This is a genomic window from Naumannella cuiyingiana, from assembly GCF_013408305.1.
GTDB lineage: Bacteria > Actinomycetota > Actinomycetes > Propionibacteriales > Propionibacteriaceae > Naumannella > Naumannella cuiyingiana.
In genome coordinates this window covers 958,748-985,057 of sequence record NZ_JACBZS010000001.1, presented here as the reverse complement: position 1 = coordinate 985,057, position 26,310 = coordinate 958,748, and the positions used below count along the sequence as shown (strand labels likewise).

The following is a 26,310-nucleotide window of genomic DNA, read 5'->3' as shown; positions in this document are numbered from 1 at the left end:
CGGATCCCGAGGTCACCACTCAGACTCGACCCGCTTCGCCAGCGCGTAGGTTTCGCCGGAGGGCGTCATGGTGAAATCGCGATCCACATCGGCCACCCAGGCGCGCTCCATCGCGTTCCAATCGATCCGCTCCGGTTCCGATCCGCTCTCCAGGGCGGTACGCAGGGTGGCGAAGTACCGTTCCCAGCGCGGCAGGTAGAACGTGCCGATCAGGTCCTGCCAACCGCGGTTGCAGTAGTCGTTGAGGCCACCGTCGGCGAGCGCGTCATTGCCCCAGAGCGTGAGCATCTCCTTGTAGTCATAGACGTAGCGATCCTCCTCCCCGGCATCGCCTGCCGACGCGCGCGCCTGCGCGATCCACGGGCCGAGTTGGAACCCGCGGATCGTGCCGACCAGGTCGTCCTGCAGGCGCATCTGGTCCAGCCAGCTCGCGGTCAGCTCGTTGAAGGTATCCAGGTCGCCGTCGCGGTAGGCAGACCGGATCCGGGGCAGCAACGCGCGCGAGTTGTTGTCCAGGACCTGCCGCGCCACGCTCATCAGGTCCAACCGGTAGGTGTCGCTGTCGCGCAGCGCCGGCGCCACGGCAAGCAGTGCCGGCAGCGCCGTCGCGAACTCGCCGGCGTAGTAGCGGATCAATTTCGGCGACCACTCCGCGGCGGTACGCACATCCAGCGCGGGGCGCGCCGCGAACAACCCGTCCTGGGCCTCGTGCCACCCGTCGGCCGGCATCCGGTACGCCGTGCGGCCCATCGCCTGCCAGGCCCTCGTCGCGTTCTGGTCCGAGGCGCCGTAACGGCGGGTCGCGTAGTCGGCCATCCATTGGTCCAGATCGACCGGCTCGTCGCGCCAGGCGAGCTCGGCGAAGAACTGCAGCGGCAAGACGTCGCCATGACCGCCCTCGGGGGACAGCGCGATTCCGTCGAGGGAACTGCCTGGCTTGTTGCGCCACTCGTGGTAGCGCGTGTTCCACACGCCGAGATTTGCGCCCATCGTGGTGTGTCCGCCGTAGTTCCAGACGGGCCCGAAGGCGTACGGAATCCCGCCCCAGGTCTTCTCCCGATCGAGACCCGAGTAGCGGTCGGAGACGAAGTCGACGATCCAGGTGGTCTTCGGATCGAGGTGGGTGAGCATCTCGCTCTTCGGATTCTCCTGCCAGCCGTGCATCTGCCAGATTCCGCCGGGCACGTTCGCCTGCAGGGTCTCCTGGATGGCGCGGCCGGCAATGTCGAGCGGGTAGGGCGACCTGCCGCCCTCGGTGAACGGATTCATCGCGAAGAGTTCGAACTCGCCGAACAGCTCACGCTGGATCGCGTAGAAGCGCGCCGCGGCCTCGCGGTAGGGCGCGGAGTCCGGATTCAGCCACGACAGCATGCGCTGGGTGAACCAGTAGCCGCGGTCGGCGACCTCCGCTCCCGGATTGCGTTCGGCGAAATCCTCGGGCACGAAGCCGACGAAGCCCGGCACCAGGGGCTGCATGCCGAGTGCCCGCATCCGCTCGGCGATCCGCTGGCCGAGCTTCACCCGACGCTGCTGGTCAGCCTCGCTGATCCCGCCGTCCTCCAGCGTCCAACCGCCCTGCCACATCCCGGCGGCGCGGTGTGCCGCCGGGGCGGTCCAGGCGAGGGCCTCGGCGCGGCTGTAGCCGAACTCCTGAAGCATCCGGTGCGCGACGTCCTCCATGCCAACGGGCATGAAGATCGCGTTGTAGCCCTGCAGCGCGAGGATGTCGATCTCGCGCTCCCAGTCCTCGAAGGTCCAGTGTGGGCCGGTGTAGTCGGTCCAGATGTCGTTGCCGAACAGGCGTCGGCCGGCATTGGCGCGCTGTCGGATCTCCGTCCGCGGTGCGGGCAGCGGGTTGGGCAGGTCGACCTGCGCGGCATCCCAGGACACGTCGGCGGCGAGCACGTACTTGAGGTACCAGTTGAATCCGGTCAACAACACAACGGGGGAGGTGCCCTCGATGACGGGTCGGCCGCGCTCGCCGCTGATCCGGAAGTATTCCTCGTCGGCGCGCACTGCGCGGAAGTGGATCTGGGCCGCGGCACGGCGTCCGGCCACGCGCCGGACGGCGTCCACGGCCGGTTTGGTGGAGAACACGGGCCGCGCCGCACGGGCGGTCTCGGTGCCGCCGAGTGCGGCCGCCGCAACGCCGGCGGCGGTCGCGGCGAGGAGGGTCCGCCGGGCAAAGGGCGCGTTCATAGATGCTCTCCTTTGAGCGTAGAAACTACGATTTGAAACACAGATATGAACAGATAAGCACAGATTGCGTGCCAGCGGTACACCGTGGTCAACCGCGCCTCCGGCGGCGCAGGGCCCGCGGCGACGCACTACCATTGGCGAGTGCCCGACGACCAGCTCTCCCCGTCCGGCGTGCCCGCGCCGTTTGCCACCCTCGGTCTGACCTTCGACGATGTCTTGTTGCAGCCGAACGAGACCGACGTGATCCCCAGCGAGGCCGACACCACTTCGCGGGTGTCGAAACGGATCGAGGTACGCATCCCGCTGCTCTCCTCGGCGATGGACACCGTCACCGAGACGCGGATGGCCGTGGCGATGGCGCGCGAGGGCGGCCTCGGCATCCTGCACCGCAACCTCTCCATCGCCGACCAGGCCGCGATGGTCGACCAGGTCAAGCGCTCGGAGGCCGGGATGGTCGACGAGCCGATCACCATCGGCCCGGATGCGACGCTGGCCCAGGCCGACGAGTTGTGCGGGCACTACCGGATCTCCGGCATCCCCGTGGTCGGCCCCGACAACGTGCTGCTCGGCATCGTGACCAATCGCGACATGCGTTTCGAGAGCAACGGCTCGCGGCCGGTACGCGAGGTGATGACCCCGATGCCGCTGGTGACGGGCCGGCAGGGGATCAAGCCCGACGAGGCGATGGCCCTGCTCGCCCAGCACAAGATCGAGAAGCTTCCCCTGGTCGATGACGCCGGCCGGCTGACCGGTCTGATCACGCTGAAGGACTTCGTGAAGTCCGACCAGTACCCGCATGCCTCCAAGGACGACCAGGGCCGGCTCCGCGTGGGTGCCGCCGTCGGCTTCTTCGGCGACTCCTGGGAGCGCGCGATGGCGCTGGTCGAGGAGGGTGTCGATCTGCTCGTGGTCGACACCGCCAACGGCCACGCGCGCGGCGTGCTCGACATGATCGCCAAGCTGAAGACCGAACCGCTCGCCGAGCATGTCGACATCGTCGGCGGCAATGTGGCGACCCATGCCGGTGCGAAGGCGCTGTGCGAGGCGGGCGCCGATGCCGTCAAGGTCGGCGTCGGGCCGGGTTCGATCTGCACCACCCGGGTGGTGGCCGGCGTCGGCGTACCGCAGGTGACGGCGATCCACGATGCGGCCCGGGCCTGCCGCGCGGCCGGCGTGCCGGTGATCGGCGACGGCGGGCTGCAGTACTCCGGCGACATCGCCAAGGCGCTGGTCGCCGGCGCGGACGCGGTGATGCTGGGCAGCCTGCTCGCCGGCTGTGACGAGAGCCCGGGCGAGCTGACCTTCATCAACGGCAAGCAGTTCAAGACCTACCGGGGGATGGGTTCGCTCGGCGCGATGGCCGCCCGCGGGCGCAAGGGCTCCTACTCCAAGGACCGCTACTTCCAGGGCGATGTGGCCAGCGACGACAAGCTGGTGCCCGAGGGGATCGAGGGTCAGGTGCCCTATCGCGGCCCGCTCAGCGCCGTGGCGTACCAGTTGGTCGGCGGCCTGCGGCAGTCGATGTTCTACACCGGGGCCCAGACCGTGCCGGAGCTGCATGCCAAGGGCCGCTTCGTGCGGATCACCTCCGCCGGGCTGCGCGAATCGCACCCGCACGACATCCAGATGACCGTCGAGGCGCCGAACTACGCCACGAGCTGATCGCGCCCGCCATCCACCACCACCGAGGACGTGACCATGATCGACATCGGCCGTAGCAAGCGCGCCAACCGGGCCTATTCCCTCGATGACGTGGCCATCGTCCCGTCGCGCCGCACCCGCGGGGCGGAGGAGGTCTCCCTGACCTGGAAGATCGACGCGCTGACGCTGGACTTTCCGCTGATCGCCGCGCCGATGGATTCGATCATGTCGCCGGCGACCGCGATCGAGGTCGGGAAGCTCGGCGGGCTCGGCGTGCTGAACCTGGAGGGACTGTGGACCCGGTACGCCGATCCCGAGCCGGTGCTCGCGGAGCTGGCGGGCATCGATGATCAGCTCGAGGTGACCCGTCGGATGCAGCAGATCTATGCCGAACCGATCAAGCCGGAGTTGATCACCGAGCGGATGAAGGAGATCCGGGCCGCGGGCGTACCGGTCGCCGGGGCGCTGTCGCCGCAGCACACGCAGGACTACTACCAGGTCGTCGAGGCCGCGGGCGTGGACTTCTTCGTGATCCGCGGCACCACGGTCTCCGCCGAGCACGTCTCGAGCGATCGCGAGCCGCTGAACCTGAAGAAGTTCATCTACGACCTGGACGTGCCGGTGATCGTGGGCGGCTGCGCGACCTACCAGGCGGCCCTGCACCTGATGCGGACGGGCGCGGCCGGGGTGCTGGTCGGCTTCGGCGGCGGCGCCGCGCACACCACCCGCGACGTGCTCGGCATCGCGGTGCCGATGGCCTCGGCGATTGCCGACGTGGCCGAGGCGCGGCGCGACTATCTCGACGAGTCCGGCGGCCGCTATGTGCACCTGATCGCCGACGGCTCGATCGGCAAGTCCGGGCAGATCGCCACGGCCATCGCCTGCGGCGCCGATGCCGTGATGGTCGGCAGTCCGCTCGCCAGGGCCGAGGAGGCGCCGGGCCGGGGCTGGCACTGGGGAGCGGAGGCGTGGCACGCGGAGCTGCCGCGCGGTGAGCGGGTGCCGCAGGCGCCGATCGGTACGCTGCGCGAGATCTTGCTGGGGCCGTCCCGCGTCCCGGACGGCACGATGAACCTGGTCGGCGCCCTGCGCCGTGCGATGGCGACCACGGGCTATACCGAGGTCAAGGAGTTCCAGCGGGTCGAGGTCGTCGTCTCGTGAGCGATCCGGGCGCGCTGCCGGAGGAGCTGGTACGCCTGCGCGGCAGCATCGACAACATGGATGCCGCGCTGTTGCATCTGCTGGCCGAACGGTTCAAGATCACCCAGCGGGTGGGGGAGATCAAGGCCACGCACGGGCTGCCCCCCGCCGATCCGGGGCGGGAGGCCCGGCAGATCGAACGCCTGCGGGCGCTGGCCGTCGAGGCCAATCTCGATCCCGATTTCGCGGAGAAGTTCATCAACTTCATCGTCGCCGAGGTGGTTCGCCATCACGAGGCGATCGCCGGCGAGCACGGCTGAGCGGCCTCGCGGAGCCCGTCGGCGATCAGAACAGCGGATCGGCGGCCGGTTGCGGTGCGGCTCGCGGCCGGGGTCCGGCGGGCCGGGCGCGGCCCCGTGGTCCTGGGGCGCGTTCGAACCGGTGCCGGGAGCGGGCGCGGACGATGCGGGCGGCGAGCTCGTCGCGGTAGCCCTTGGCGGCGTAGGCGCCGGTGGCGTACAGCTCCTCATACAGCCCGACCAGGTCGCCTCGCTCGCGGCGCAGCCAGGCGAAGTACCACTCGCGGGCGCCCTTGCGCAGGTGCAGCGGGCCCATCGTGGCCGAGGTTGCCCCGGCCTCGGCCAGCCGGGCGAAGGCCCGGTCGAGATGATCATCGCCGTCGGTCAGGCCGGGCAGGATCGGCATCGCGAGCACGCCGCAGCCGAGCCCGGCGTCGCGGACCGCTCGCACGGTGGCGAGGCGGGCGGCGGTGGTGGGCGTACCCGGCTCGATGCGTTGCTGCAACTCGTCGTCGAAGATCGCGATCGACAGCGAGATGTCGACGGGTACGCTGCGGGCCGCCTCGGCCAGCAGCGGCAGGTCGCGGCGGACCAGTGACCCCTTGGTCAGGATGGAGATACCGACGCCGTGCCGGGCCAGCGCGCGGATGATCTTGGGCAGCAGGCGATAGCGACCCTCGGCCCGCTGGTAGGGATCGGTGTTCGTGCCGAGCATCACCCGCTCAGGAAGCTCGCGCCGACGGCCGAGCTCCCCGGCCAGCACCTCGGCGATGTTGATCTTGACCACGATCCGGGAATCGAAGTCGGCTCCGGCGTCGAGATCGAGATAGGTGTGGGTATTGCGGGCGAAGCAGTAGACGCAGGCGTGCTGGCAACCGCGGTAGGGATTGATCGTGGTGGCGCCGGCCATGAACCCGTCGCCGGGCACCTTGTTCAGGGCGCTGCGAGCGGCGACCTCCAGGAACTGCATGCCGCGGAACTCCGGGGTGTCGAAGGTCCGCAGCAGGGCCCGGCCCGAGGTCATCCCGGGCAGTGCCGCGTCGTCGGTCGCGTCGAGCAGTTGGCTGTCCCATCGCACCCGTCAATTAGAACACATGTTCGGCGGGTGGGTCGGAACGGTGGAGCGTCAGATGATCCACTCCGGTTCGAGCGGGGCGTCGGCGGCGGTGCGCACCTTGCCCGGTACGCCGACCACGGTGCTGCCGGGCGGGACGTCCTTGGTGACGACGGAATTGGCGCCGACCCGGGAATAGGCGCCGACGGTCACCGGGCCGAGGATCTTGGCCCCGGCACCGGCGACCACGCCGTCTTCGAGGGTGGGGTGCCGCTTGCCCCGGTTCAGGGTGCGGCCGCCGAGGGTGACCTGGTGGTAGAGCATCACATCGTCGCCGATCTCGGCGGTCTCGCCGATCACGACGCCGGAACCGTGGTCGATGAAGAAGCGACGGCCGATGGTCGCGCCGGGGTGGATCTCGATGCCGGTCAGGGTGCGCGCGATGTTCGACACGACCCGCGCGGGAATCCGCAGCGCCGACCTGCGCCACAGCGCATGCGCGATCCGGTGTGCCCAGACGGCGTGCAGGCCCGGGTAGGCGAGCACGAGTTCGAGGCGGCTGCGCGCGGCCGGGTCGTTGCGGAAGGCGGCGTCGAAGTCTTCGGCGAACCGGGCACGGGCGCGAGCGAGCAGGCCACCGCTCGCCTCGCGCGCGGGCTGATCAGCAGGATTGTCGACCATGATCACTCCTCCGTGCCCGGCCGCGGACGACGTCAGTTCAGCAGGTCCGAGTAGAGGATGGTGGACAGGTAGCGCTCGCCGAAGTCGGGGATGATCGCGACGATGGTCTTGCCCGCGTTCTCCGGCCGATTGGCCAGTTCGGCGGCGGCGGCGATCGCGGCGCCGGAGGAGATGCCGACCAGCAGGCCCTCCTGGGCGGCGGCATCCCGGGCGTACTTCACCGCGGTGTCCGCGTCGACCGGGATGATCTCGTCGATCACGTCGCGGTCGAGGATCTCGGGCACGAAGTTGGCGCCGATGCCCTGGATCTTGTGCGGGCCGGCGGTGCCCTCGGTGAGCAGCGGCGACTCCTTGGGCTCGACGGCCACGATCTTGACCTCCGGCTTGCGCTCCTTGAGCACCTGGCCGACGCCCGTCACCGTGCCGCCGGTGCCGATGCCGGCGACGAAGATGTCGACCTGGCCGTCGGTGTCGTTCCAGACCTCCTCGGCGGTGGTCTCGCGGTGGATCTTCACGTTGGCCGGGTTCGCGAACTGCCGGGCCAGGACGGTGTTGTCGGCCTTGGCCAGCTCCTCGGCCTTGGCGACGGCGCCCTTCATGCCCTCCGAGCCCGGGGTGAGGATCAGCTCGGCGCCGAAGGCGCGAAGCAGCGCGCGACGCTCCAGCGACATGGTCTCCGGCATGGCCAGCACGACCTTGTAGCCGCGGGCCGCGCCGACGAACGCGAGCGCGATGCCGGTATTGCCCGACGTGCCCTCCACGATCGTGCCGCCCGGCTTCAGCTCACCGGACGCCTCGGCGGCATCGATGATCGCCGCGCCGATGCGGTCCTTGACGGAGTTGGCCGGGTTGTAGAACTCGAGCTTGCCGAGGACCGTGGCGTCGTTCTCGCCGGTCACGCGGTTCAGCTTCACCAGCGGGGTACGCCCGACGAGTTTCGTCGCATCTTCGAAGATCTGCATGGCCACTAGAACACCCGAGCGCGCGACCGGATTCCAAACATCTCGACATGTGAAATTTCAATCGTGTTCAACCATCGGCGGGACCGGGCGCGGTCGCGCCGGCGCTCGCCGGCGGGACCGGTACGCCGACCTAGCGTCCGGCGACGTCGCCGGCGAAGGCGCGGACCTCGGCAACGAAATCGTCCGGGACCTCCAGCGCGGCGAAGTGGCCGCCGCGGGGCATCTTCGTGTAGCGGATGAGGTTCAACTGCCGCTCGCACCACTCCCGGGGCGACTGCGCCTCCCGCGGGAAGACCGCCACTCCGGCGGGCACGGTCGGCGCGGCGGGCGGGGGTGCGCCCCAACCCCCGGCTGCCGCCTCGTAGTAGGCGTCCGCCGCCGAGGCCGCGGTGTTGCTGAACCAGTACAGGCAGAAGTTGGTCAGCAACTCGTCCCGGTCGCCGAAGGCCGCCTCGACGTCGTGATCGTCGGCGCCGGTGTCGATCAGCCCGAGCTGGAACGCGGCCAGCCCCGCGGGGGAGTCCGACAGCGCGGGCCCGACGATCTGCGGCTTGGTCGACTGCACCATCGCGTACGCGCCCTGGGTCATGAACCAGCGCCCGATCCAGGCCGCGTACTCCTGCTCGGCCTCGCTCAGGTCCGGCTCCTGGCCGGTCGGGTAGTCGGCATTGGTCAGGAACAGCCCGCTCACGGCCTCGGGCTGCTGCCTGGCCAGCTCCATCCCGATCACCGTGCCCCAGTCGCCACCGCCGACCAGGAACCGCTCGTACCCGAGCTCGGTCCGCATCAGTTCGGTCAACAGCCCCGCCGTCTCCTTCGGGGGTCGCGCCGGGCCGCCGGTCAGCGGAAACCCGGGCAGCGACGGCGCGATCACATGGAACGCCGGCGCCGCGGGATCCTCGGGCTCGGCCAGCGCGTCCAGCACCCGCCGGTACCGAAACGGCGTGTCCGGCCAGCCGTGCAGCAACAACAGCGGGCGCGCGTCCTGCCGGGTGCTGACGCGGTGCACGAAGTGCAGGCGCACGGGCCCCTCGGCGCCGGTCACCTCGGCGACGAACTGGGGGATCTCGTTCAGCCGGGCCTGCTCGCGCGACCAGTCGTACCCGTCGAGCCAGTACGCCACGAGCTCGCGCAGGTACTCACCGGAGGTGCCCCGGGCGAAGTCGCGGTTCGCCGCCACCGTCGGGAACCGGGTGTCGGCCAGTCGGCGGCGCAGGTCGGCGACCTCGTCGGCGGGGATCTCGAGTCGGAATGGGGTTGCGGTCACGGCGGACCCTCCTTTGTCGTGGTCGGCGGGCTCCCGCCGGTGCCGCTCCGCGCGGCGACAAGTCCAAACTGGGGCCCAAATCGGACACCAATTGTCCGGAAAAGCGAAAGAATGTCGCGTATGGATCGGATGACCCGGCTGCTGGACCACCTGCGCGGCGTGCCCGGCGCGACGGTCGCCGAGCTCGCGCGCGAGCTCGGCGCGACCGAGCGGACGGTACGCCGCGATCTGGCCCGGGCCCGCGAGGGCGGCGTCGTGCTCGACGTGCGGCGCGGGCGCGGCGGCGGGGTGCGGCTGATCCGCGACACCCACCTCCCGGCGCTGCGGTTCACCGAGGACGAGGCGCTGGCGCTCGCTCTCGCCCTCGGCGCGGTTGCCGCCGACCCGCGGCTGTCGGCGATGGCGCGGTCCGCACGCCTTCGGCTCGGCCGGGTGCTGACGGATCGCTTCGGCGAGCGCGTCGCGGCGCTGGCCGACGTCCGGCCCGAGGAGCCGGTCTCGCTGCTCGGCGCCGACCCGGTGCGCGCGGAGGTGCTGCTCGACCTGTGCGTCGCGGTGGCGCGACGGCACCGGGTCGAACTCGCGTACCGCTCGGGGTCCGGTACGCCGACCCGTCGCCCGGTCGACCCCTACGAGGTGGTGCGGATGGCGGGCCACTGGTACCTGGTCGGCTTCTGCGGGCTGCGGCGAGGCATCCGCGTGTTCCGGATCGACCGGGTGGCAACCGTGCGCCGGACCGAGATCACCGTGCGCGCCCCGGACGATCTCGACGCGCCGGCGCTGGTCGCGGCGGGGGTACGCCGGTCGGCCGAGGACCCGGTGATCTGCGAGTTCGCGTTCGACGTCGACGCGCGACGGGCCCGCGAGCTGGCGCCGGCGTACCGGATGGAGCTGGTGGATCGCCCCGGCGGCGCGCACGGCATCATCCGCGCGTTGCCGCACCATCTGCCGCGGCTCGCGCGCTGGGTGCTCGGCCTCGACGTGGGCGTACGCGTGATTGCCCCGGCCGCCCTGCGCGACGAGCTGGGCCGGCTGGCCGACCGCGCGCACGCCCTCGCCGACGGCTGAGCAGGTCAGCCCAGGGCCGCGGCGCTCCGCCCGGCGATCCGGCCGCTCAGCAGGCACCCGCCGAGGAAGGTGCCCTCCAGCGCGCGGTGGCCGTGCGCGCCGCCGCCGCCGAACCCGGCCGCCTCGCCCGCGGCGAACACCCCGGGCAACGGCGTACCGTCCGGCGCGAGCACCCGGCCCTCCAGGTCGGTCTGCAGGCCGCCGAGCGTCTTGCGGGTCAGCGGGTGCAGCCGCACGGCGACGAGCGGGCCGCCGGCGCCGCGGCGCGGGCCGTTCCCGGCCAGCATCGGGTGCGGCGACGCGATCCGCATCAACCGGTCGCCGAGATAGTTGCGCGCCGCGCGCAGGGCGACCACCTGCGGGTCCTTGCCGAGCCCGGCCCGGATCTGCAGATCCCGCTCCCGGATCAGCTCCAACAAGGCGTCGCCATCGACGGTGTGGCCCGGCTCCAGCGCGTTCATCTGGGCGGCGAGGTCGCCGACCGTGCCCGCGGTGAGGAAGTCCACGCCCTCGCGGACAAACCGGCGCACCTCCGCCGTCGGTCGCCCGCCCGTCCGCCGGCCGAACATCCGCAGGTCCTTGCCGGTCAGGTCGGAGTTCTGCTCCGAGCCCGACAGCGCGAACTCCTTCGCCACCGTTGCCGCGTCGGTGACGAACCAGGAATGATCATGTCCCTGTTCGGTGATCGCCCGGAGCGCGCCGAGGGCGTCGAAGCCGGGAAAGTTCGGTGGCGGCAGGCGTACGCCGTTCGCGTCCAGCCACAGCGACGACGGCCCGGGCAGGATCCGGATCCCGTGATCGGTCCACAGCGGCGAGTGGTTGATCACGCCCTCGGGGTAGTGCCACATCCGGTTCCGGTTGACCAGCGCGCCGCCCGCGGCCTCGGCGATCGGCAGCATCGAGCCGTCGACGTAGTCGGGCACGCCCTTGATCAACTTCTCCGGGGCGCGACCGGGCCAGAACTCGCGGACCAGGTCGAGGTTCCCGCCGATGCCGCCGCTGGCGATGATCACCGATTCGCCCCGCGCGGTGAACGATCCGACCACGTCCCGGTTGGTCGGTCGGCCACGCTCGGCGTCGTCCGGCGCGAGCAGGTCGCCGCTCACCGTGATCTCGCCGGTGACCGAGAGGTCGCGGACCAGGTGACGATGGGCGAAGGTGATCAACGGCGACGCGAGCGCCCGCGCCACGAACGGGTGCAGCAGCGCCGGGCCGGTGCCCCAGACGATGTGGAAGCGGGGTACGGAGTTGCCGTGCCCGCCGGCCGGCTGCCCGCCGCGCTCGGCCCAGCCGACCACCGGGAACAGCCCGACGGCCAGCCGGCGCAGCCACTCGCGCAGCTCGCCCGAGGCGAACTCGAGGTACGCCCGCGCCCACTGGCGGGCCTGCGCGTCGTTCGGCCCGTCCTCGAACTGCGCGGCGCCCAGCCAGTCGGCGTGCGCCAGCTCGGGGGAGTCGCGGATGCCGAGCCGGCGCTGCTCGGGCGAATCGACCAACAGCAGCCCACCGAACGACCAGAACGCCTGCCCGCCGAGGCTCTGCGGGCCCTCGCCGTCGACGACCAGCACCGACCGGCCCTGCTCGGCGGCCTCGCACGCCGCCACCAACCCGGACAGCCCGGCGCCGATCACGATCACGTCGGCCTCATGCCGCAGCACGCCGCCCTCCGTTCTGGTGCCGACCATCTCAGACCACCCCCTTGCGGATCAGGTAGCAGCTGTAGCCGATCGTCTCGCCCGTCTGCACGAAGGCGTACGCCTGCTGCGCCGCGTCGTAGAACGCGAACCGCTCCAGCGAGCCGATGCGGACCGGCGCGCCGTGTGCCGCATCGGCGAGGTTCTGCAGGGCCGCGGTCGACTCGTTGATCTTCTCCGGGGCGTCGTCGATCTCCATCCGCCGGATCGGCTCGGTCACGAACGAGTCCAAGGGCAACACGCTGAACAGCGCACGCGCCGCCGCAGCGGTGTCGGCGCCGCGCAGGTCGATCACCGGTTTGCCGTAGCGGTGCGCCGGGAAATTGCGGTCCACGAGGCCCAGTTGGTCACCGTGTCCCATCTCGTCGAGCAGATGCAGACACGCACCGCTCAGCAGCGGGTCGATCGACTTCAGCATGGGCGCCAGTCTGTCACCCGGGCCGCCGGGGCGACATCACTAGACTGCGCGCCATGCCCACCCCAGCCCCGTCGGCCGAGCACGACCTGGTCCTCGTCGTCGACTACGGCGCCCAGTACGCCCAACTCATCGCCCGCCGGGTTCGCGAGGCCCGGGTCTACTCCGAGATCGTGCCGCACACCATCACCGCCGAGGAGCTACGGGCCCGCAATCCGAAGGCCGTGATCCTCTCCGGCGGCCCGTCCTCGGTCTACGCCGAGGGTGCGCCGCAGGTCGATCCCGCGCTCTTCGGGACCGGTACGCCCGTGCTCGGCATCTGCTACGGCTTCCAGGCGATGGCGGCGGCACTCGGCGGTGATGTCGCCAGGACCGGCCGGCGCGAGTACGGCCGCACGCCCGTGCGGGTCGCCGGCACCGGGGCGCTGCTGGCCGGCCTGCCCGAGGAGCTGTCGGTGTGGATGAGCCACGGCGACGCGGTCGCCGCGGCACCGGGCGGGTTCGGGGTCCTCGCCGGCACCGCCGACACGCCGGTCGCCGCGTTCGAGGATCCGGCGCGGGGCCTCGCGGGCGTGCAGTGGCACCCGGAGGTGCACCACTCCCAGCTCGGCCAGCGGGTGCTGGAGAACTTCTTGTTCGACATCGCGAAGGTGCGCCCGGACTGGACGCCGGCGAACATTGTCGAGGACTCGGTCGCCGCGATCCGCGAGCAGGTCGGCGACGCGCGCGTGCTGTGCGCGCTGTCCGGCGGCGTGGACTCCGCGGTCGCGGCCGCGCTGGTGCAGCGGGCGATCGGTGATCAGCTGACCTGCGTCTTCGTCGATCACGGTCTGCTGCGGGCCGGCGAGGCCGAGCAGGTCGAGCGGGACTTCGTCGCCGCGACCGGCGTGGACCTCAAGGTCAGCGATGCCACCGACCGATTCCTGGACGCGCTCGCCGGGGTCAGCGACCCGGAGACGAAGCGCAAGATCATCGGCCGCGAGTTCATCCGCACCTTCGAGGCCGCCGCGCGCGAGGTGGCCGCCGACGGCGGGGTCGACTTCCTCGTCCAGGGCACGCTCTATCCCGACGTCGTCGAGTCCGGCGGCGGCGAGGGCGCGGCCAACATCAAGTCCCACCACAACGTGGGCGGGCTGCCCGACGACCTCGAGTTCACCCTGATCGAACCGCTGCGCACCCTGTTCAAGGACGAGGTGCGTGCCGTCGGCGAGGAGTTGGGGCTGCCCCCGGCCATGGTCTGGCGCCAGCCGTTCCCGGGGCCGGGGCTGGCGATCCGGATCGTCGGCGAGGTCACCCGGGACCGGCTCGAGCTGCTGCGCGCGGCCGACGCGATCGCGCGCGAGGAACTCACCCGGGCCGGCCTGGACCGGGAGGTCTGGCAGTTCCCGGTGGTGCTGCTGGCCGACGTCCGCTCGGTCGGCGTGCAGGGCGACGGGCGTACCTATGGCCACCCGGTCGTGCTGCGCCCGGTCAGCTCCGAGGACGCGATGACGGCCGACTGGTCGCGACTGCCGCACGAACTGCTGGAGCGAATCAGCACCCGGATCACCAACGAGGTGCCCGAGGTCAATCGCGTCGTGCTCGACGTGACGAGCAAGCCCCCGGGCACCATCGAGTGGGAGTGACCAGGGTCGGGATCAGCGCAGGTCGTCGCCCCGGTGCGGCGCGTCAGCGCCCGGCGTACCCACGGTGCCGTTGCTCGCGGCCCGGTCGGAGCCGCCGCGCATCTGCTGGATCGCCCAGTCCAGGCCGGAGCGGCCCTGCTCGTCGGGCAGCAGGAACCAGGCCGCAAGGTAGGCGAACGGCCCGATCCCGGTGAACAGGATGAGCGCGACCGTGACCAGGCGGGTCAGGCCGGCGTCGACGCCCAGATAGCGGGCGATGCCGCCGCACACGCCGCCGAGGATCTTGTCGCTCGAGCTACGGGTCAGTTTCTTCTCCATGGTGATCTTCCTTCCGGTGGTGGGGTCTAGGTCTTTCCGCGTGCCGACGCCATGCCGAGCACGCCCACGACGACGAGGGTCAGCGGGGTCGCGATGGCGACCAGGCCCCAGTTGATCGGCCGGTCGTAGGCGAGCAGGAGCGCGCCGCCGGCGGTCGCCAGGCAGGCGAGCCCGAGCAGCAGGGTCAGCACGTGGATCCGGCGCCTCATCGCGCGACCTCGATGCTCCCGGTGTCGACCTGCAGCACGATCACCGTGAGCGGCGCGTCCGGGTCGTTGGCGTAGTTCCAGGTGCCGGTGAGATCGAGGCCGTCCTGTTCGGCCTGCCCGGGCGCCGCCGCGCGACCGACGTCCACGGCATAGCGCACCTGGACGTTCCCCTCGCGCGGCAGCCGCACCCGCAGCGCCCCGACCGCGACCGAGTAGCGGTAGGTGACCGGCCGGTCGGCTGCAGCGGCGGACAGGTCGACATCGAGCGTGCCGACGTCCAGGTTCCGCGTGGTGGGTGCCGGGTCGTTCGCCGTGTGCACGATCCGCTCCTGCGGTGCGGAGAGGTCGCCGACGGTGGCCGCCGCCGAGGTGCCCAGGGTCGCGATCAACAACAAGGTGGCGACCACGGCGAGGCCGCGGGGTCGGCCGACGAAGGCGCCGATCACGAGCGCGAGCCCCAACGCGGCGGTGGGGACGGCGAGCCAGACGGGCAGCGGCAGGTGGGCCCCACCGATCCGCGCGATCACCAGTGCGAGCAAGGACAGCGCCGCCAGGATCAACCCGGCCCGGCGTACCCACCGCCCGGCGGGGGTGATCCGGTCCGCGGCCGAGCGGACGCGCGAGGCCGGCGGCAACGGGGGGTACGCCGTCGCCGCCGGCGACGCGACGGGGCGTACCGGATCGGAAACCGTCTGATCGAGCCGCCCGGGCCGATAGGTGGGCCACGACCCCGCCGCCGGCGCGCGCGGTGCGGGATCGGCGGGCGGCAGTGGCTCCGGAGCCCGGCCCTGCAGCCCGCGCTGGCGGGGGCGGCGGTAGCCGAAGTACCAGGCGGCGGCCAGCACCAGCGCGGGCATGATCCCGAAGGGTGCGATCGGTCCGACGATCCCGCCGACGAACAGACACGCGCCCAGCGCGGTCACCACCCACACCCACAGCGGCCACCGGCTCGCGCCGGGCACGAACCGCTCGATCGGCGGTTGATCCTCGTCGGTGGTCGGCATCAGCAGCCCGGCGATCGCGTACAGCACCAGCCCGATCCCGCCGCTCAGCGCCAGCAGCACGGCGGCGACCCGGACCAGTGTGGGATCGACCTGCCAGCGCTCGGCCACGGCGGCGCAGACACCGGCCACGACCGATCGGTCGCGCCGGCGCCGCGGGACGGGCAACTGGCTCATGCACCCATCCTTGCCGAGGGCCCGGGCCCGGACCATCGGGGCAGACCCCCATCTTCGCGGTCCGGTCGGCGGCGGCGATTCAGGGACCGGTCGGGGCGGCCGGGTGTGGCACGGGCGCTGTTGCCGTGTGAAGCTTGGCAGGTCATGACGAGCGCGGACCTGCACCCCAGCGGCCGGGGCCTGCCGACCGGACCGGCGGCGCCTGCGGACCGGGGCGCGCCGCCCGCGACAGCGCCGGCGGGTTCGCCCGAGCCGGAGGCGAGCGCGGCACAACGACCCCGCGCCGTGCGGCAGCCCGACGGGGCATGGCTCGCGGGCGTCTGTTCGGGCCTTGCCGAGCACCTCGGCTGGCCGGTGCTGGTGGTCCGGCTGGCCTTCGTCGGGCTGACGCTCGTGCAGTTTCTCGGGCCGATCCTCTACGCCGTCCTCTGGCTGCTGATGCCGCCGCGCGGCGCCCCCGAACAGGCGCCCGGACTGGCCGCGGCCGACCGCGCCGGGCACCGCACCGTGGTGCGCCCGCGCCGCGGGCGGGACCTGGGCGCCGTCGTGGCCCTTGGGGTGTTCGCGGTGGGGCTGATGTGGCTGTTGCAGCTCGCCGGGTGGGGGTACATGCCCCAGTTCTTCTGGCCGCTCGCCATCGCCACCGCCGGCATCGCGCTGGTCTGGCGCAGCGCCGATCCGGCCGGCCGGTCCGATCGCGACACGTCGCGCGCGCCGACATGGCTGCGACCGTTCGTGGCCTCCGGCCGGGCGCTCTCGGTGATCCGCGTGATCCTCGGCGCCGGCCTGGTCGGCTGCGGGATCGTCTGGATCGCCCTCGCCGAACTCGGCCCGCAGGTCTTTCCGGCCGCGCTGGCCGTGACCGGCCTGGTACTGGCGGGGGTGGCGATCGTCGCGGCGCCGTGGGTGCACCGCTCACGGCGCGCGCTGGCCGCGGCCCACGAGGAGAAGGTACGCGCGGAGCTGCGCGCGGACATGGCCGCCCACCTGCACGACTCCGTGCTGCAGACCCTGGCGCTGATCCAGCGCCAGTCGGGCGATCCGCGGGCCGTGCACACGCTGGCGCGCCGTCAGGAGCGGGAGCTGCGGGCCTGGCTGTACGACGAGGAGGCGGGGGAGACCACCCTGCGGGCGGCGCTGCGTCAGGCCGGCTCCGAGGTCGAGCTGGAGCGCGGCGTACCCGTCGAGGTGGTCGTGGTCGGCGATGCGGAGCTCGACGAGGGCGGACAGGCGCTGGTCCGCGCGGCCCGCGAGGCGATGGTGAACGCCGCCAAACACGCGGGCGCGGACAAGATCGACGTCTACGCCGAGGCCCACGACGATGTGGTGGAGGTGTTCGTCCGCGATCGCGGGCGCGGCTTCGACCCTGAGCGCGTCGGCGAGGACCGGCTCGGGATCCGGCAGAGCATCGTGGGCAGGATGGAACGGCACGGTGGGACGGCCCGGATCCGGTCCGCGCCGGGCGAGGGTACCGAGGTGAGACTGGAGATGAGGCAATGACACAACCGGCAGCAACCAACCGGGCCGCCGGCCCCCTGCGCGTGGTCGTGGTCGATGATCACGCGATGTTCCGGTCCGGCGTGCGGAGCGAGATCTCGGCCGGGGTGGAGGTCGTCGCCGAGGCCGCCGACGTGCCGAGCGCGGTCCGGGTGATCACTGCCGAGGTGCCGGACGTGGTGCTCCTCGATGTGCACATGCCGGGCGGCGGCGGGGTCGAGGTGATCAAGCAGGTGCACGCGGTGAACGGGGACCAGCGATTCCTTGCCCTGTCGGTCTCCGATGCCGCCGAGGACGTGATCGGCGTGATCCGCGTCGGGGCTCGCGGCTACGTCACGAAGTCGATCAGCGGCCCCGAGTTGATCGATGCGATCCGCCGGGTGGCCGAGGGCGATGCGGTGTTCTCGCCGCGGTTGGCCGGCTTCGTGCTGGATGCGTTCTCCGGGGCGATCGATGTCGCGAGCGTGGACGAGGATCTGGACCGGTTGTCCCAGCGCGAGCGCGAGGTGATGCGGCTGATCGCCCGCGGCTATGCCTACAAGGAGGTCGCGAAGGAGCTGTTCATCTCGATCAAGACCGTCGAGACCCATGTCAGCAGCGTGCTACGCAAGCTCCAGTTGTCGAACCGGCACCAACTGACGCGCTGGGCCACCGACCGGCGCCTGGTCTGAGCTGCGGTCAAACACAGCAGCGAAGGCCCGGAGCGTTGCGCTCCGGGCCTTCGCTGTTGATCAGACTGCGCGCTCGGTCAGGCTGCCGAGCGGTTCTTGGTGACGAGGCCGTAGATGAACAGCAGCAGCAGCGCCCCGATGATCGAGGTGATCAGGCCCTGGAAGCTGAAGACATCTGAGTAGTTGACGCCGAGGAGCATGCCGCCGAGGAAGCCCCCGAGCAGCGCGCCGGCGACGCCGAGCAGGATCGTTGCGACCCAACCTCCGCCCTGCCGGCCGGGGAGAATCGCCTTCGCGATCGCCCCACCGATCAAACCGATGACGATGTAGGCAATGATTGTTCCCATGGCAGACATGGTACGCCCAGTTGCCGAGAAATGTCGACACAACTCGGGGTAGCGTCAGGGTCGAGCGCAAACGGCGTGCCGACGCGGCCGTGCGGGTACGCTGCGGCTAGCGTGATGACCATGGAGTGGTTGATCCGCGTCCTGGAGCTGATCCAACTGCTTGGTTGGGCCTCGCTGTTCGGCGGCGCGCTGGTGCAGTTGCGGCTGGCCGAACCGGAGATCAACCGACCGATGTTCGGTGGCGTGCTGGTGCAGTTCGTGGCCGGTGTGGCGGTGGCCGTGATCAGCCTGCTGGGGCCGGGTCCGGTCAATCTCGCCAAGATCATCGTGGTGGGCGTGATCATGTTGGCGACGGTGGTGTTGGTGGTCCTGAACCGGCGGTTCGCGACTATTCCGCGCGGCCTGCTGGCGCTGATCATGGCGGTGACGGTGATCACCGCCGCGCTCGAAGTGCTCTGGGTCTGACCGCTTCCGCGGCGTTCAGAAGAAGGGGCGCAGCGGCGCGAGGATGATCTCGGTCAGCTTCGCCAGCGCCGAGCGCCGGTCCCACTCCTCAAGCGTGACCTCGACGCAGTTCTCCTGATCGGCGAGGAAGATGTCGGCCATCACCCGCGCGGAGTCCGGGCCCAGGATCTCGACATTGATCTCGTAGTTCCCGGCCAGCGACAGCCCGTCCAGGTTGGCCGTACCGATGGTGCACCAGACGTCGTCGATCGTCGCGGTCTTGGCATGCACCATCGCATTCTGGAACAGGAACAGGCGTACCCCGCCGTCCAGCAGCCGCCGGTAGAAGCCGCGGGACAACCAGTCGGCCACGACGTGGTTGGACTCCGCCGGCACGATGATCCGCACGTCGACCCCGCGCCGCGCGGCGGCGATCAGGGTCGCCGTCAGGCCCTCGTCGGGGATCAGATAGGCGTGCGTCATCCAGCAGTAGCGGGTGGCCCGGTCGATGGCCTCCAGGTACATCGCCCGGATCGGGAAGACGAACATCGACGGCACATTGCGGTGCACCCGCACGGGGCTCAGCCAGGTGCGCTCCTGCACGGCCGGCAGCACACGCCGGGTGTTGTCGTTCCAGAAGTCGATGAACGCGTTCTCCAGCTCCGGGACCGGCGAACCGGTGAACCGAACGTGGGTGTCGCGCCAGTCCGTTGCGTACAGGGCGCCGACGTTGTACCCGCCGACGAACGCGACCTGCGAGTCGACGATCAACAGCTTACGGTGATCGCGGGCCCAGTTCGTCGGCAGCCAGAACGCAGCGCCCCCGCGCAACAGCGGATGGGCGTGAACCCGGATCCGGTCGTCGAAGCGGAAGAAACTGCGCGGCACGACGAGATTGGCGAACTTGTCATAGATCACATACACCGAGATCCCGCGCTCGGCGGCCCGCGTCAGCGCCTCCTTGAACCGCTGGCCGGTCGCATCGGACTTCCAGATGAAGGTCTCGAAGAAGATCTCGTGCTCGGCGGCGTCGATGGCGGCGAGCATGTCGTCGTAGAGGTCCTGGCCGTAGGTGTAGATCCGCGCCTGACCGGAGTCGTCGGCGAGCGTCTGCGGCGAGCTGTGGGGGAAGCTTGCCGGTGCGCGGAAGCGTTTGCGGTAGGAATCGATCGCGACGAGCACAGCCATGATCAGTAGCTGTACGCCGAAGATCCCCAGCAGGATGCGGCGGACCCAGACCCCGATCTGCCGTACGCTCACGCCGCCATCATGACAGACGGGCGACGCCGGGCGGCGCCGTCGGTGGCAGCGGGCTGTGGCGCCTGGGCGGTGTCGGCCCGACGAACTAGGCTGGGCCGGCGATGAGCCCAGACCAGTCAGCAGCCGTCCCCGACGCCCCGGTGGAGCGCGCCCGGCGCAAGGAACCGCACGATCTGCTTGCGGGGCTGAACGATCCGCAGCGCCGCGCGGTCACCCACACCGGGGGCCCGGTGCTGGTGGTCGCGGGGGCGGGCTCGGGCAAGACCCGGGTGCTGACCCGCCGGATCGCGTGGCTGGTCGCCGAGCGGGATGTGCACCCGGGCTCGATCCTCGCGATCACCTTCACCAACAAGGCGGCCGCCGAGATGCGCCACCGGGTGGAGGAGCTCGTCGGGCCGCGCGCCCGTTACATGTGGGTCTCGACCTTCCACTCCGCCTGCGTGCGGATCCTGCGCGCCGAGATCTCCCGGTTCGGCATGGGGTCATCGTTCTCGATCTACGACGACGGCGACGCCAAACGGCTGATGCAGTTGGTTGCCTCCGACCTCGGTCTCGATCCGAAGAAGTTCGGCGTCCGTTCGCTGCTGAACTGGGTGTCGAAGGCCAAGAACGACCTGGTCGACCACGAGGAGGCGACGCGACGGGCCGCGAGCACCGGCGGCGCGGAGCAGGTCCATGCGGAGGCCTATGCCGAGTACCAGCGGCGCCTGGTCGCCGCAAACGCGCTCGACTTCGACGATCTGATCATGCACACGGTGCACCTGCTGCAAGGCTTCGACGAGGTCAGGCACAAGTACCGTCGGCGGTTCCGGCATGTGCTGGTCGATGAGTACCAGGACACCAATGCCGCCCAGTACGCCCTGGTCCGCGAGCTGTGCGGCCCGCCGGACGAGGCGGAGGCCGCGGCGGGGGAGACCGCCCCCGAGCTGATGGTCGTCGGCGACTCCGACCAGTCGATCTATGCCTTCCGGGGCGCGTCGATCCGCAACATCCTCGATTTCGAGAGCGACTTCGGCGGTGCGGAGACGATCTTGTTGGAGCAGAACTACCGCTCCACGCAGAACATCCTGAGCGCGGCGAATGCCGTGATCACCCGCAACGAGGGTCGCCCGGACAAGCGGCTGTGGTCGGAGGCGGGCGACGGCGAGCTGATCACCGGCTATGTCGCCGACACCGAGTACGAGGAGGCCGATTTCGTCGCGCGCGAGATCGGCGCGCTGCGCGATGCGGGCAAGACGACCTGGGGCGAGGTCGCGGTGTTCTTTCGCACCAATGCCCAGTCGCGGCCGTTCGAGGAGGTGCTGATCCGGGCCGGCCTGCCCTATCGGGTGGTCGGCGGGGTGCGGTTCTACGAGAGGCGCGAGATCCGCGACGCCATCGCCTACCTGCGGGCCATCGTCAATCCCGCCGACGATGTGTCGGTACGCCGGATCCTGAACGTGCCCAAGCGCGGCATCGGCGAGCGCGCCGAGGCCGCGATCGAGGCGCTGGCAACCCGGGACGGCGTACCGTTCACCGAAGCGCTCCGGCGCCATGCCGAGGCGCCCGGGCTGGCGACCAGATCGGCCAGGCAGATCGCGGGCTTCGTCGACTTCCTCGATGCCCAGCGCCAGCTCGTCGCCGACGGCGTGCCGGCCGACCAGGTGCTGACCAGCGTGCTCGACGGCTCGGGCTACCTCGCCGAGTTGCAGAACAGCAACGACCCGCAGGACGCCGGGCGCGTGGAGAACCTGCTCGAGCTGGTCTCGGTCGCCGGCGAATTCGTGTCCAGCGCCGGGGTGGTCGACATCACCGATGCGGACCTGGCGAGCGCCGACGACGGGGTCGACGGGGAGGGCCCGGCGGCACTGGCCGAGGGCGCCCCCGAGCCGGACTCCTCCCTACCGGCCTTCCTGGAGCGGGTAGCCCTGGTTTCCGACACCGACCAGTTGCCCGATGCCGAGGGAGCCGAGGGCGTGATCACGCTGATGACGCTGCACACGGCCAAGGGCCTGGAGTTCGACACCGTCTTCCTGACGGGCATGGAGGACGGGATCTTCCCGCACCAGCGCGCCCTGGGAGAGCCGGCCGAGCTCGAGGAGGAGCGCCGGTTGGCCTATGTCGGCCTCACCCGCGCGCGGCAGCGGCTCACCCTGACCCGGGCCGAGCGTCGCACGATGTGGGGCGCGCCCCAGCACAACCCCGCCAGCCGCTTCCTCGGCGAGATCCCCGACCGGCTGCTGGACTGGCGGCGGCTGGGCGGTGCGCCGCTGACCTGGGCCGCAGCCGATGCGTCGCGGCGTTCGCGCTCCCTGCGCGAGACCCTGGGCTCGGCGGCCGCGGCCCGCCAGCAGCGGGTGGAGTCGGTCGAGCCGGGCGAGAAGGTGCTGCACTCGGTGTTCGGCCTCGGCACGGTCGTTGCCGTCTCCGGCACGGGGGAGGGCATCCGCGCCGATGTGGACTTCGGCTCCTCGGGCCTGAAGCGGCTCGCGCTGCGGCATGCGCCGCTGGAGAAGATCTGAGGCCACAACCACGACGCAAAGCGGCCCCCGGCATCGTGCCGGGGGCCGCTTCGGTGGCTGGTCAGGTCAGAGCTGGACGCCCTTGGACAGCATCCACGCGTACGGGTCGGAGCTGCTGTAGACATCGCCGGGACGGACACCGGCCTTGTAGTACTCGAAGTGCAGGTGCGGGCCGAAGGTGCGGCCGGTCATGCCCACGGCGCCGATCTGCTGGCCGGCCTTGACGGTCTGGCCGGCGCTGACGCTGGTGGTGGACATGTGCGCATACAGCGTGGAACTGCCGTCGGAGGCGCGGATGATCACGTGGTTGCCGGCCCAGCCGCCACCGGTGGCGGGCATCACCACGCCGTCCACCGCGGCCCGGATCGGCGTACCGATCGGCGCCGGCAGATCCTGACCGGTGTGGTACCGCGACCACGAGCCGACCGCACCCCAGCGGGCGCCGAGCCGGTAGCTGCCCTTGGCGATCGGAGTGGTGCCGCCGCCACCGCTGACATCGCCGCTGACGGTCGTGTCGACGGGCGGGGCCGCCTGGTCAGCCGGCGGCAGGGTGCCGCCCTGGCGTGCGGCCTCCTCGGCCTTCTTCTTGGCCTCCTGGGCGCGCTTCTCCTCGCGGCGGGCGGCCTCGACCTCGGCCTCCATGGCGTCGTCGCGGGCGGAAGCGACGGCCTTGCGGGACTCGGAATTGGCCTCCTCGCTGGCGTCGGTCAGCGACGCGACGCGCTTGGCGGCGACCCGGTCCTCGACGGCCGCGTCCAGCTCGGCGCGGACGGTGTCGCGGCTCGCGCGGCCCTCACCGTCGCGGGAGAACGCCTCCAGGGTGCCGCCCTTGCGGTCGGCCTGTTCGGCACGCTCCGCGGCGCCCTTGGCGGCCTGGATGTCGGTATTGATCTGGTCGTTGCGGGGGGCGGGTTCGGCGCGGGTCGCATCCGGCTGGGCGGCCGCCGACACCGCGGACGTGCGGTTGGTCGCGCCATTGGCCTGAGCGGTAGCGGTCAGCGCGACCGAGCCGGCCACCGCGAGACCGAGCGCCGAGACCGCCAACGCGGCGATGCCCTGGGTGACGGTGGTGCGAACCGCCGAGGGGTCGCTCGAGGAACGGGTCCGGTCCTTGGTCCGGCCTGCCGCGCGCTTCGTCACTTAAACTCCCTCTTTGGCCGGCGACCTTCACCGGACCAACGTCGACTTTCGAGACCCCGCGTCGACGTCCAACCACGAACATAACGACCGGGCATCCCGAGATCAATCAGAACGTGGAAAAAACCTTAGCAATTCTCAGAATGGGCTGCCAAGTCCGGGGGGTGACGAACGGGGCGATGGGTGCGCCGAGCGCGCGGATGGCCGGCCGGCGAACCGCGGAAAACCCCGCCACGACGGGATCTCCGGCAGATCTTGGGAGCGGCCGAGGCGCGATGTGGTGTCGCTCACAGTTCTGTCAGGTACGCCGATCCGCGTGTCGTGCGACCGTCCGCCGGGTCCGGCGTACCCCCGGAACGACGCCTTCGCACGACCCCTCGCCTCAGCCCTCGTTCAGGAAGCGCCCGGGCCGCTCGTGGGGGCCGAGGGCCCGCGATCTGCCGCGGGGATCACGGGATAGGGTCACGGTGGCAGGGCGAGCGCCCGGGCTCACCGAGACGAAGGATTGGAGCGCTAGTGGATCTCTACGAATACCAGGCGCGCGACATGTTCGAGAAGCATGGCGTGCCGGTGCTCAGGGGGCAGACGGCGACCACCCCGCAGGAGGCGCGGGCGGCTGCGGAGCAGTTGGGCACCCCCGTGGTGGTCGTGAAGGCCCAGGTCAAGACGGGCGGTCGCGGCAAGGCAGGCGGCGTGAAGATCGCCAAGAGCCCCGAAGAGGCCGAGCAGCGCGCCGGCGAGATCCTCGGCATGGACATCAAGGGCCACGAGGTGCGCACGGTGATGATCGCCGAGGGCGCCGACATCGCCGAGGAGTACTACTTCTCGATCTTGCTCGACCGCGCCAACCGCGCCTACCTGGCGATGTGTTCCAAGGAGGGCGGCGTCGAGATCGAGCAGCTCGCCGAGGAGCGCCCCGAGGCGCTGGCCCGGATCGAGATCGACCCGCTGGTCGGGATCGATCAGGCCAAGGGCGCCGAGATCGCGCAGGCCGCGGGCTTCGATGCCGCGGACGTCGACAAGCTGGCCGATGTGTTCGCCAAGCTCTATGAGGTCTATGTCGCCGAGGACGCGACCCTGGTCGAGGTGAACCCGCTGGTGAAGACCGGTGCGGGGGAGATCATCGCGCTGGACGGCAAGGTCACCCTGGACGACAACGCCGAGTTCCGCCACGAAGACCACAAGGAGCTCGCCGACATCGCCGCCACCGATCCGCTGGAGGTGAAGGCGTCCGAGCTGGGCCTGAACTACGTCAAGCTCGACGGCAGCGTCGGGATCATCGGCAACGGCGCGGGCCTGGTGATGAGCACCCTCGACGTCGTGGCGTATGCGGGTGAGGAGTTCGCGGGCCAGCCCAAGCCGGCCAACTTCCTCGACATCGGCGGCGGCGCCAATGCCCAGGTGATGGCGAACGGGCTCGACGTGATCCTCGGCGACCAGGCCGTGCGCAGCGTCTTCGTCAATGTGTTCGGCGGGATCACCGCCTGCGACGAGGTCGCCAAGGGCATCGTGCAGGCGTTCGGCCTGCTCACCGAGCGCGGTGCGGACATCAAGCCACTGGTGGTACGCCTGGACGGCAACGCCGCCGAGGAGGGCCGCCGCATCCTGACCGAGGCCAACCTGCCGCAGCTCGAGCAGGTCGACACCATGGACGGCGCGGCCAAGCGGGCCGCCGAGCTGGCCGCCAACTGAGGAGCTGGAGAGATGGCTGTATTCCTGAACACCGATTCCAAGATCATCGTCCAGGGCATGACCGGCTCGGAGGGGATGAAGCACACCCAGCGCATGCTGCGCTCGGGGAGCAACGTGGTCGGCGGGGTGAACCCGCGCAAGGCCGGCACCGAAGTCGAGTTCGAGGGCGGGGTGAAGGTGCCCGTCTTCGGCTCCGTCGCCGAGGCGATGCAGGCCACCGGTGCGAACGTGTCGGTGATCTTCGTCCCGGCCGCGTTCACCAAGAGCGCGGTCGAGGAGGCGGTCGATGCGGGCATGCCGCTGATCGTCTGCATCACCGAAGGTGTGCCCGTGAAGGACTCCGCCGAGTTCTGGACCAAGGTCAAGAACTCGGACTCGCGCCTGATCGGACCGAACTGTCCCGGCCTGATCTCGCCCGAGCAGTCCAATGCCGGGATCATTCCCGCCGACATCGCGCCGAAGGCCGGCCGGATCGGACTCGTGTCGAAGTCGGGCACGCTGACCTACCAGATGATGTACGAGCTGCGGGACTTCGGCTTCTCCACCGCGGTCGGCATCGGCGGCGACCCGATCATCGGCACGACGCACATCGACTGCCTGCAGGCCTTCCAGGACGACCCCGAGACCGATGCGATCGTGATGATCGGCGAGATCGGCGGCGATGCGGAGGAGCGTGCGGCCGAGTACATCAAGGCCAACGTGACCAAGCCGGTCGTCGGTTATGTCGCAGGCTTCACCGCACCGGAGGGCAAGACGATGGGCCACGCGGGCGCCATCGTGTCCGGCTCGGCCGGCACGGCCGCGGCGAAGAAGGAGGCCCTCGAGGCCGCCGGCGTGAAGGTCGGCAAGACGCCGAGCGAGACCGCCGCCCTGATGCGCGAGATCATGGAGCAGGTGGGCGCGCAGGCCTGATCCGCAGGCGCGACGAGTCGGCGGGCCCCGGGAGACTTCCCGGGGCCCGCCTTCTTCGTTGTACTGGCCGGGCCGTCAGGTGCTGTGTGCGCCGGGCTC

The 26,310-nt window shown here is 70.9% G+C and carries 24 protein-coding genes; 11 read left to right on the top strand and 13 right to left on the bottom strand.

Going from position 1 to position 26,310, the window contains the following annotated elements; genetic code table 11:
• Window positions 1-12: 12 nt before the first annotated feature.
• Entirely contained in the window at window positions 13-2,199 is a 2,187-nt protein-coding gene (locus GGQ54_RS04490) for an alpha-N-acetylglucosaminidase (RefSeq protein WP_179444301.1), read from the bottom strand.
• A gap of 171 nt (window positions 2,200-2,370) precedes the next feature.
• Here GGQ54_RS04490 and guaB point away from each other — a divergent pair, with 171 nt between their 5' ends.
• Genes guaB through GGQ54_RS04475 form a run of 3 tightly spaced genes read left to right on the top strand, consistent with a single transcriptional unit; the run spans window position 2,371 to window position 5,300 of the window.
• Window positions 2,371-3,861 (top strand): IMP dehydrogenase, encoded by a 1,491-nt coding sequence (guaB, locus tag GGQ54_RS04485; protein WP_179446420.1) that lies wholly within the window; start codon window positions 2,371-2,373, stop codon window positions 3,859-3,861.
• A gap of 36 nt (window positions 3,862-3,897) precedes the next feature.
• Window positions 3,898-5,001, top strand: a complete 1,104-nt coding sequence (locus GGQ54_RS04480; RefSeq protein WP_179444300.1) for a GuaB3 family IMP dehydrogenase-related protein — start codon at window positions 3,898-3,900, stop codon at window positions 4,999-5,001.
• Window positions 5,002-5,015: 14 nt separating this feature from the next.
• Complete coding sequence (locus tag GGQ54_RS04475) at window positions 5,016-5,300, top strand: chorismate mutase (protein WP_179446419.1); 285 nt, start codon at window positions 5,016-5,018, stop codon at window positions 5,298-5,300.
• A 25-nt stretch (window positions 5,301-5,325) separates the two neighbouring features.
• On the opposite strand, the gene GGQ54_RS04470 is transcribed toward GGQ54_RS04475, so the two are convergent.
• The 4 genes from GGQ54_RS04470 to GGQ54_RS04455 all read right to left on the bottom strand — a co-directional run bounded on the left by GGQ54_RS04470 (window position 5,326) and on the right by GGQ54_RS04455 (window position 9,243).
• Entirely contained in the window at window positions 5,326-6,357 is a 1,032-nt protein-coding gene (locus GGQ54_RS04470) for an Rv2578c family radical SAM protein (RefSeq protein WP_179444299.1), read from the bottom strand.
• 48 nt (window positions 6,358-6,405) lie between these two features.
• The gene (gene epsC, locus GGQ54_RS04465) at window positions 6,406-7,014 is read right to left on the bottom strand and encodes a serine O-acetyltransferase EpsC (RefSeq protein WP_179444298.1); all 609 of its coding nucleotides are present in this window, start codon (window positions 7,012-7,014) and stop codon (window positions 6,406-6,408) included.
• 32 nt (window positions 7,015-7,046) lie between these two features.
• Complete coding sequence (gene cysK, locus GGQ54_RS04460; protein ID WP_179444297.1) at window positions 7,047-7,976, bottom strand: cysteine synthase A; 930 nt, start codon at window positions 7,974-7,976, stop codon at window positions 7,047-7,049.
• Between the two features lie 130 nt (window positions 7,977-8,106).
• A complete protein-coding gene (locus GGQ54_RS04455) occupies window positions 8,107-9,243 on the bottom strand; it encodes an alpha/beta fold hydrolase (RefSeq protein WP_179444296.1) in 1,137 nt (378 codons plus the stop codon).
• A gap of 120 nt (window positions 9,244-9,363) precedes the next feature.
• Between GGQ54_RS04455 and GGQ54_RS04450 the strand changes: the two genes are divergently transcribed.
• On the top strand, window positions 9,364-10,311 hold the full coding sequence (locus GGQ54_RS04450; protein ID WP_179444295.1) for a helix-turn-helix transcriptional regulator: 948 nt from the start codon (window positions 9,364-9,366) through the stop codon (window positions 10,309-10,311).
• Between the two features lie 5 nt (window positions 10,312-10,316).
• On the opposite strand, the gene GGQ54_RS04445 is transcribed toward GGQ54_RS04450, so the two are convergent.
• Window positions 10,317-11,969 (bottom strand): FAD-binding dehydrogenase, encoded by a 1,653-nt coding sequence (locus tag GGQ54_RS04445; protein WP_343045849.1) that lies wholly within the window; start codon window positions 11,967-11,969, stop codon window positions 10,317-10,319.
• A gap of 28 nt (window positions 11,970-11,997) precedes the next feature.
• Complete coding sequence (locus tag GGQ54_RS04440; protein WP_179444293.1) at window positions 11,998-12,423, bottom strand: RbsD/FucU family protein; 426 nt, start codon at window positions 12,421-12,423, stop codon at window positions 11,998-12,000.
• Between the two features lie 53 nt (window positions 12,424-12,476).
• On the opposite strand from GGQ54_RS04440, the gene guaA reads away from it, so the two are divergent.
• Window positions 12,477-14,045 (top strand): glutamine-hydrolyzing GMP synthase, encoded by a 1,569-nt coding sequence (gene guaA, locus GGQ54_RS04435; protein WP_179444292.1) that lies wholly within the window; start codon window positions 12,477-12,479, stop codon window positions 14,043-14,045.
• 12 nt (window positions 14,046-14,057) lie between these two features.
• On the opposite strand, the gene GGQ54_RS04430 is transcribed toward guaA, so the two are convergent.
• The 3 genes from GGQ54_RS04430 to GGQ54_RS04420 are packed head-to-tail and all read right to left on the bottom strand — an operon-like array spanning window position 14,058 to window position 15,750.
• The gene (locus GGQ54_RS04430) at window positions 14,058-14,363 is read right to left on the bottom strand and encodes a PspC domain-containing protein (protein WP_179444291.1); all 306 of its coding nucleotides are present in this window, start codon (window positions 14,361-14,363) and stop codon (window positions 14,058-14,060) included.
• 26 nt (window positions 14,364-14,389) lie between these two features.
• Entirely contained in the window at window positions 14,390-14,572 is a 183-nt protein-coding gene (locus GGQ54_RS04425) for a hypothetical protein (protein ID WP_179444290.1), read from the bottom strand.
• Window positions 14,569-15,750, bottom strand: a complete 1,182-nt coding sequence (locus GGQ54_RS04420) for a PspC domain-containing protein (protein WP_179444289.1) — start codon at window positions 15,748-15,750, stop codon at window positions 14,569-14,571. The genes GGQ54_RS04425 and GGQ54_RS04420 overlap by 4 nt, the downstream gene beginning before the upstream one ends.
• Before the next feature lie 144 nt (window positions 15,751-15,894).
• On the opposite strand from GGQ54_RS04420, the gene GGQ54_RS04415 reads away from it, so the two are divergent.
• On the top strand, window positions 15,895-17,250 hold the full coding sequence (locus tag GGQ54_RS04415) for an ATP-binding protein (protein ID WP_179444288.1): 1,356 nt from the start codon (window positions 15,895-15,897) through the stop codon (window positions 17,248-17,250).
• Entirely contained in the window at window positions 17,247-17,918 is a 672-nt protein-coding gene (locus tag GGQ54_RS04410; protein ID WP_179444287.1) for a response regulator, read from the top strand. Before GGQ54_RS04415 ends, GGQ54_RS04410 begins: the two co-directional genes overlap by 4 nt.
• Before the next feature lie 77 nt (window positions 17,919-17,995).
• Here GGQ54_RS04410 and GGQ54_RS04405 read toward each other — a convergent pair whose 3' ends face one another.
• Window positions 17,996-18,265, bottom strand: coding sequence for a GlsB/YeaQ/YmgE family stress response membrane protein (locus GGQ54_RS04405; RefSeq protein ID WP_179444286.1), 270 nt, complete (start codon window positions 18,263-18,265; stop codon window positions 17,996-17,998).
• 120 nt (window positions 18,266-18,385) lie between these two features.
• Here GGQ54_RS04405 and GGQ54_RS04400 point away from each other — a divergent pair, with 120 nt between their 5' ends.
• Window positions 18,386-18,730: a hypothetical protein gene (locus GGQ54_RS04400; protein ID WP_179444285.1), complete on the top strand. Its 345-nt coding sequence runs from the start codon at window positions 18,386-18,388 to the stop codon at window positions 18,728-18,730.
• A gap of 15 nt (window positions 18,731-18,745) precedes the next feature.
• Here the strand turns inward: GGQ54_RS04400 and GGQ54_RS04395 are convergent, their stop codons facing one another.
• Window positions 18,746-19,921, bottom strand: a complete 1,176-nt coding sequence (locus GGQ54_RS04395; RefSeq protein WP_179446418.1) for a phospholipase D-like domain-containing protein — start codon at window positions 19,919-19,921, stop codon at window positions 18,746-18,748.
• 149 nt (window positions 19,922-20,070) lie between these two features.
• Between GGQ54_RS04395 and pcrA the strand changes: the two genes are divergently transcribed.
• The gene (pcrA, locus tag GGQ54_RS04390) at window positions 20,071-22,470 is read left to right on the top strand and encodes a DNA helicase PcrA (protein ID WP_179444284.1); all 2,400 of its coding nucleotides are present in this window, start codon (window positions 20,071-20,073) and stop codon (window positions 22,468-22,470) included.
• Window positions 22,471-22,536: 66 nt separating this feature from the next.
• Here pcrA and GGQ54_RS17540 read toward each other — a convergent pair whose 3' ends face one another.
• Complete coding sequence (locus GGQ54_RS17540) at window positions 22,537-23,610, bottom strand: peptidoglycan DD-metalloendopeptidase family protein (RefSeq protein WP_179444283.1); 1,074 nt, start codon at window positions 23,608-23,610, stop codon at window positions 22,537-22,539.
• 513 nt (window positions 23,611-24,123) lie between these two features.
• On the opposite strand from GGQ54_RS17540, the gene sucC reads away from it, so the two are divergent.
• A complete protein-coding gene (gene sucC / locus GGQ54_RS04380; RefSeq protein ID WP_179444282.1) occupies window positions 24,124-25,299 on the top strand; it encodes an ADP-forming succinate--CoA ligase subunit beta in 1,176 nt (391 codons plus the stop codon).
• Between the two features lie 12 nt (window positions 25,300-25,311).
• Window positions 25,312-26,211, top strand: coding sequence for a succinate--CoA ligase subunit alpha (gene sucD / locus GGQ54_RS04375; protein WP_179444281.1), 900 nt, complete (start codon window positions 25,312-25,314; stop codon window positions 26,209-26,211).
• Window positions 26,212-26,310: the final 99 nt, after the last annotated feature.

Excerpts from the sequence above, each read along its gene's own strand:
- GGQ54_RS04490 (WP_179444301.1), bottom strand. The coding sequence starts at position 2,199 with ATGAACGCGCCCTTTGCCCGGCGGACCCTCCTCGCCGCGACCGCCGCC.
- GGQ54_RS04480 (WP_179444300.1), top strand. The coding sequence starts at position 3,898 with ATGATCGACATCGGCCGTAGCAAGCGCGCCAACCGGGCCTATTCCCTC.
- epsC (WP_179444298.1), bottom strand. The coding sequence starts at position 7,014 with ATGGTCGACAATCCTGCTGATCAGCCCGCGCGCGAGGCGAGCGGTGGC.
- cysK (WP_179444297.1), bottom strand. The coding sequence starts at position 7,976 with ATGCAGATCTTCGAAGATGCGACGAAACTCGTCGGGCGTACCCCGCTG.
- GGQ54_RS04450 (WP_179444295.1), top strand. The coding sequence starts at position 9,364 with ATGGATCGGATGACCCGGCTGCTGGACCACCTGCGCGGCGTGCCCGGC.
- GGQ54_RS04440 (WP_179444293.1), bottom strand. The coding sequence starts at position 12,423 with ATGCTGAAGTCGATCGACCCGCTGCTGAGCGGTGCGTGTCTGCATCTG.
- guaA (WP_179444292.1), top strand. The coding sequence starts at position 12,477 with ATGCCCACCCCAGCCCCGTCGGCCGAGCACGACCTGGTCCTCGTCGTC.
- GGQ54_RS04430 (WP_179444291.1), bottom strand. The coding sequence starts at position 14,363 with ATGGAGAAGAAACTGACCCGTAGCTCGAGCGACAAGATCCTCGGCGGC.
- GGQ54_RS04425 (WP_179444290.1), bottom strand. The coding sequence starts at position 14,572 with ATGAGGCGCCGGATCCACGTGCTGACCCTGCTGCTCGGGCTCGCCTGC.
- GGQ54_RS04420 (WP_179444289.1), bottom strand. The coding sequence starts at position 15,750 with ATGAGCCAGTTGCCCGTCCCGCGGCGCCGGCGCGACCGATCGGTCGTG.
- GGQ54_RS04415 (WP_179444288.1), top strand. The coding sequence starts at position 15,895 with ATGACGAGCGCGGACCTGCACCCCAGCGGCCGGGGCCTGCCGACCGGA.
- GGQ54_RS04410 (WP_179444287.1), top strand. The coding sequence starts at position 17,247 with ATGACACAACCGGCAGCAACCAACCGGGCCGCCGGCCCCCTGCGCGTG.
- GGQ54_RS04405 (WP_179444286.1), bottom strand. The coding sequence starts at position 18,265 with ATGGGAACAATCATTGCCTACATCGTCATCGGTTTGATCGGTGGGGCG.
- GGQ54_RS04400 (WP_179444285.1), top strand. The coding sequence starts at position 18,386 with ATGGAGTGGTTGATCCGCGTCCTGGAGCTGATCCAACTGCTTGGTTGG.
- pcrA (WP_179444284.1), top strand. The coding sequence starts at position 20,071 with ATGAGCCCAGACCAGTCAGCAGCCGTCCCCGACGCCCCGGTGGAGCGC.
- sucD (WP_179444281.1), top strand. The coding sequence starts at position 25,312 with ATGGCTGTATTCCTGAACACCGATTCCAAGATCATCGTCCAGGGCATG.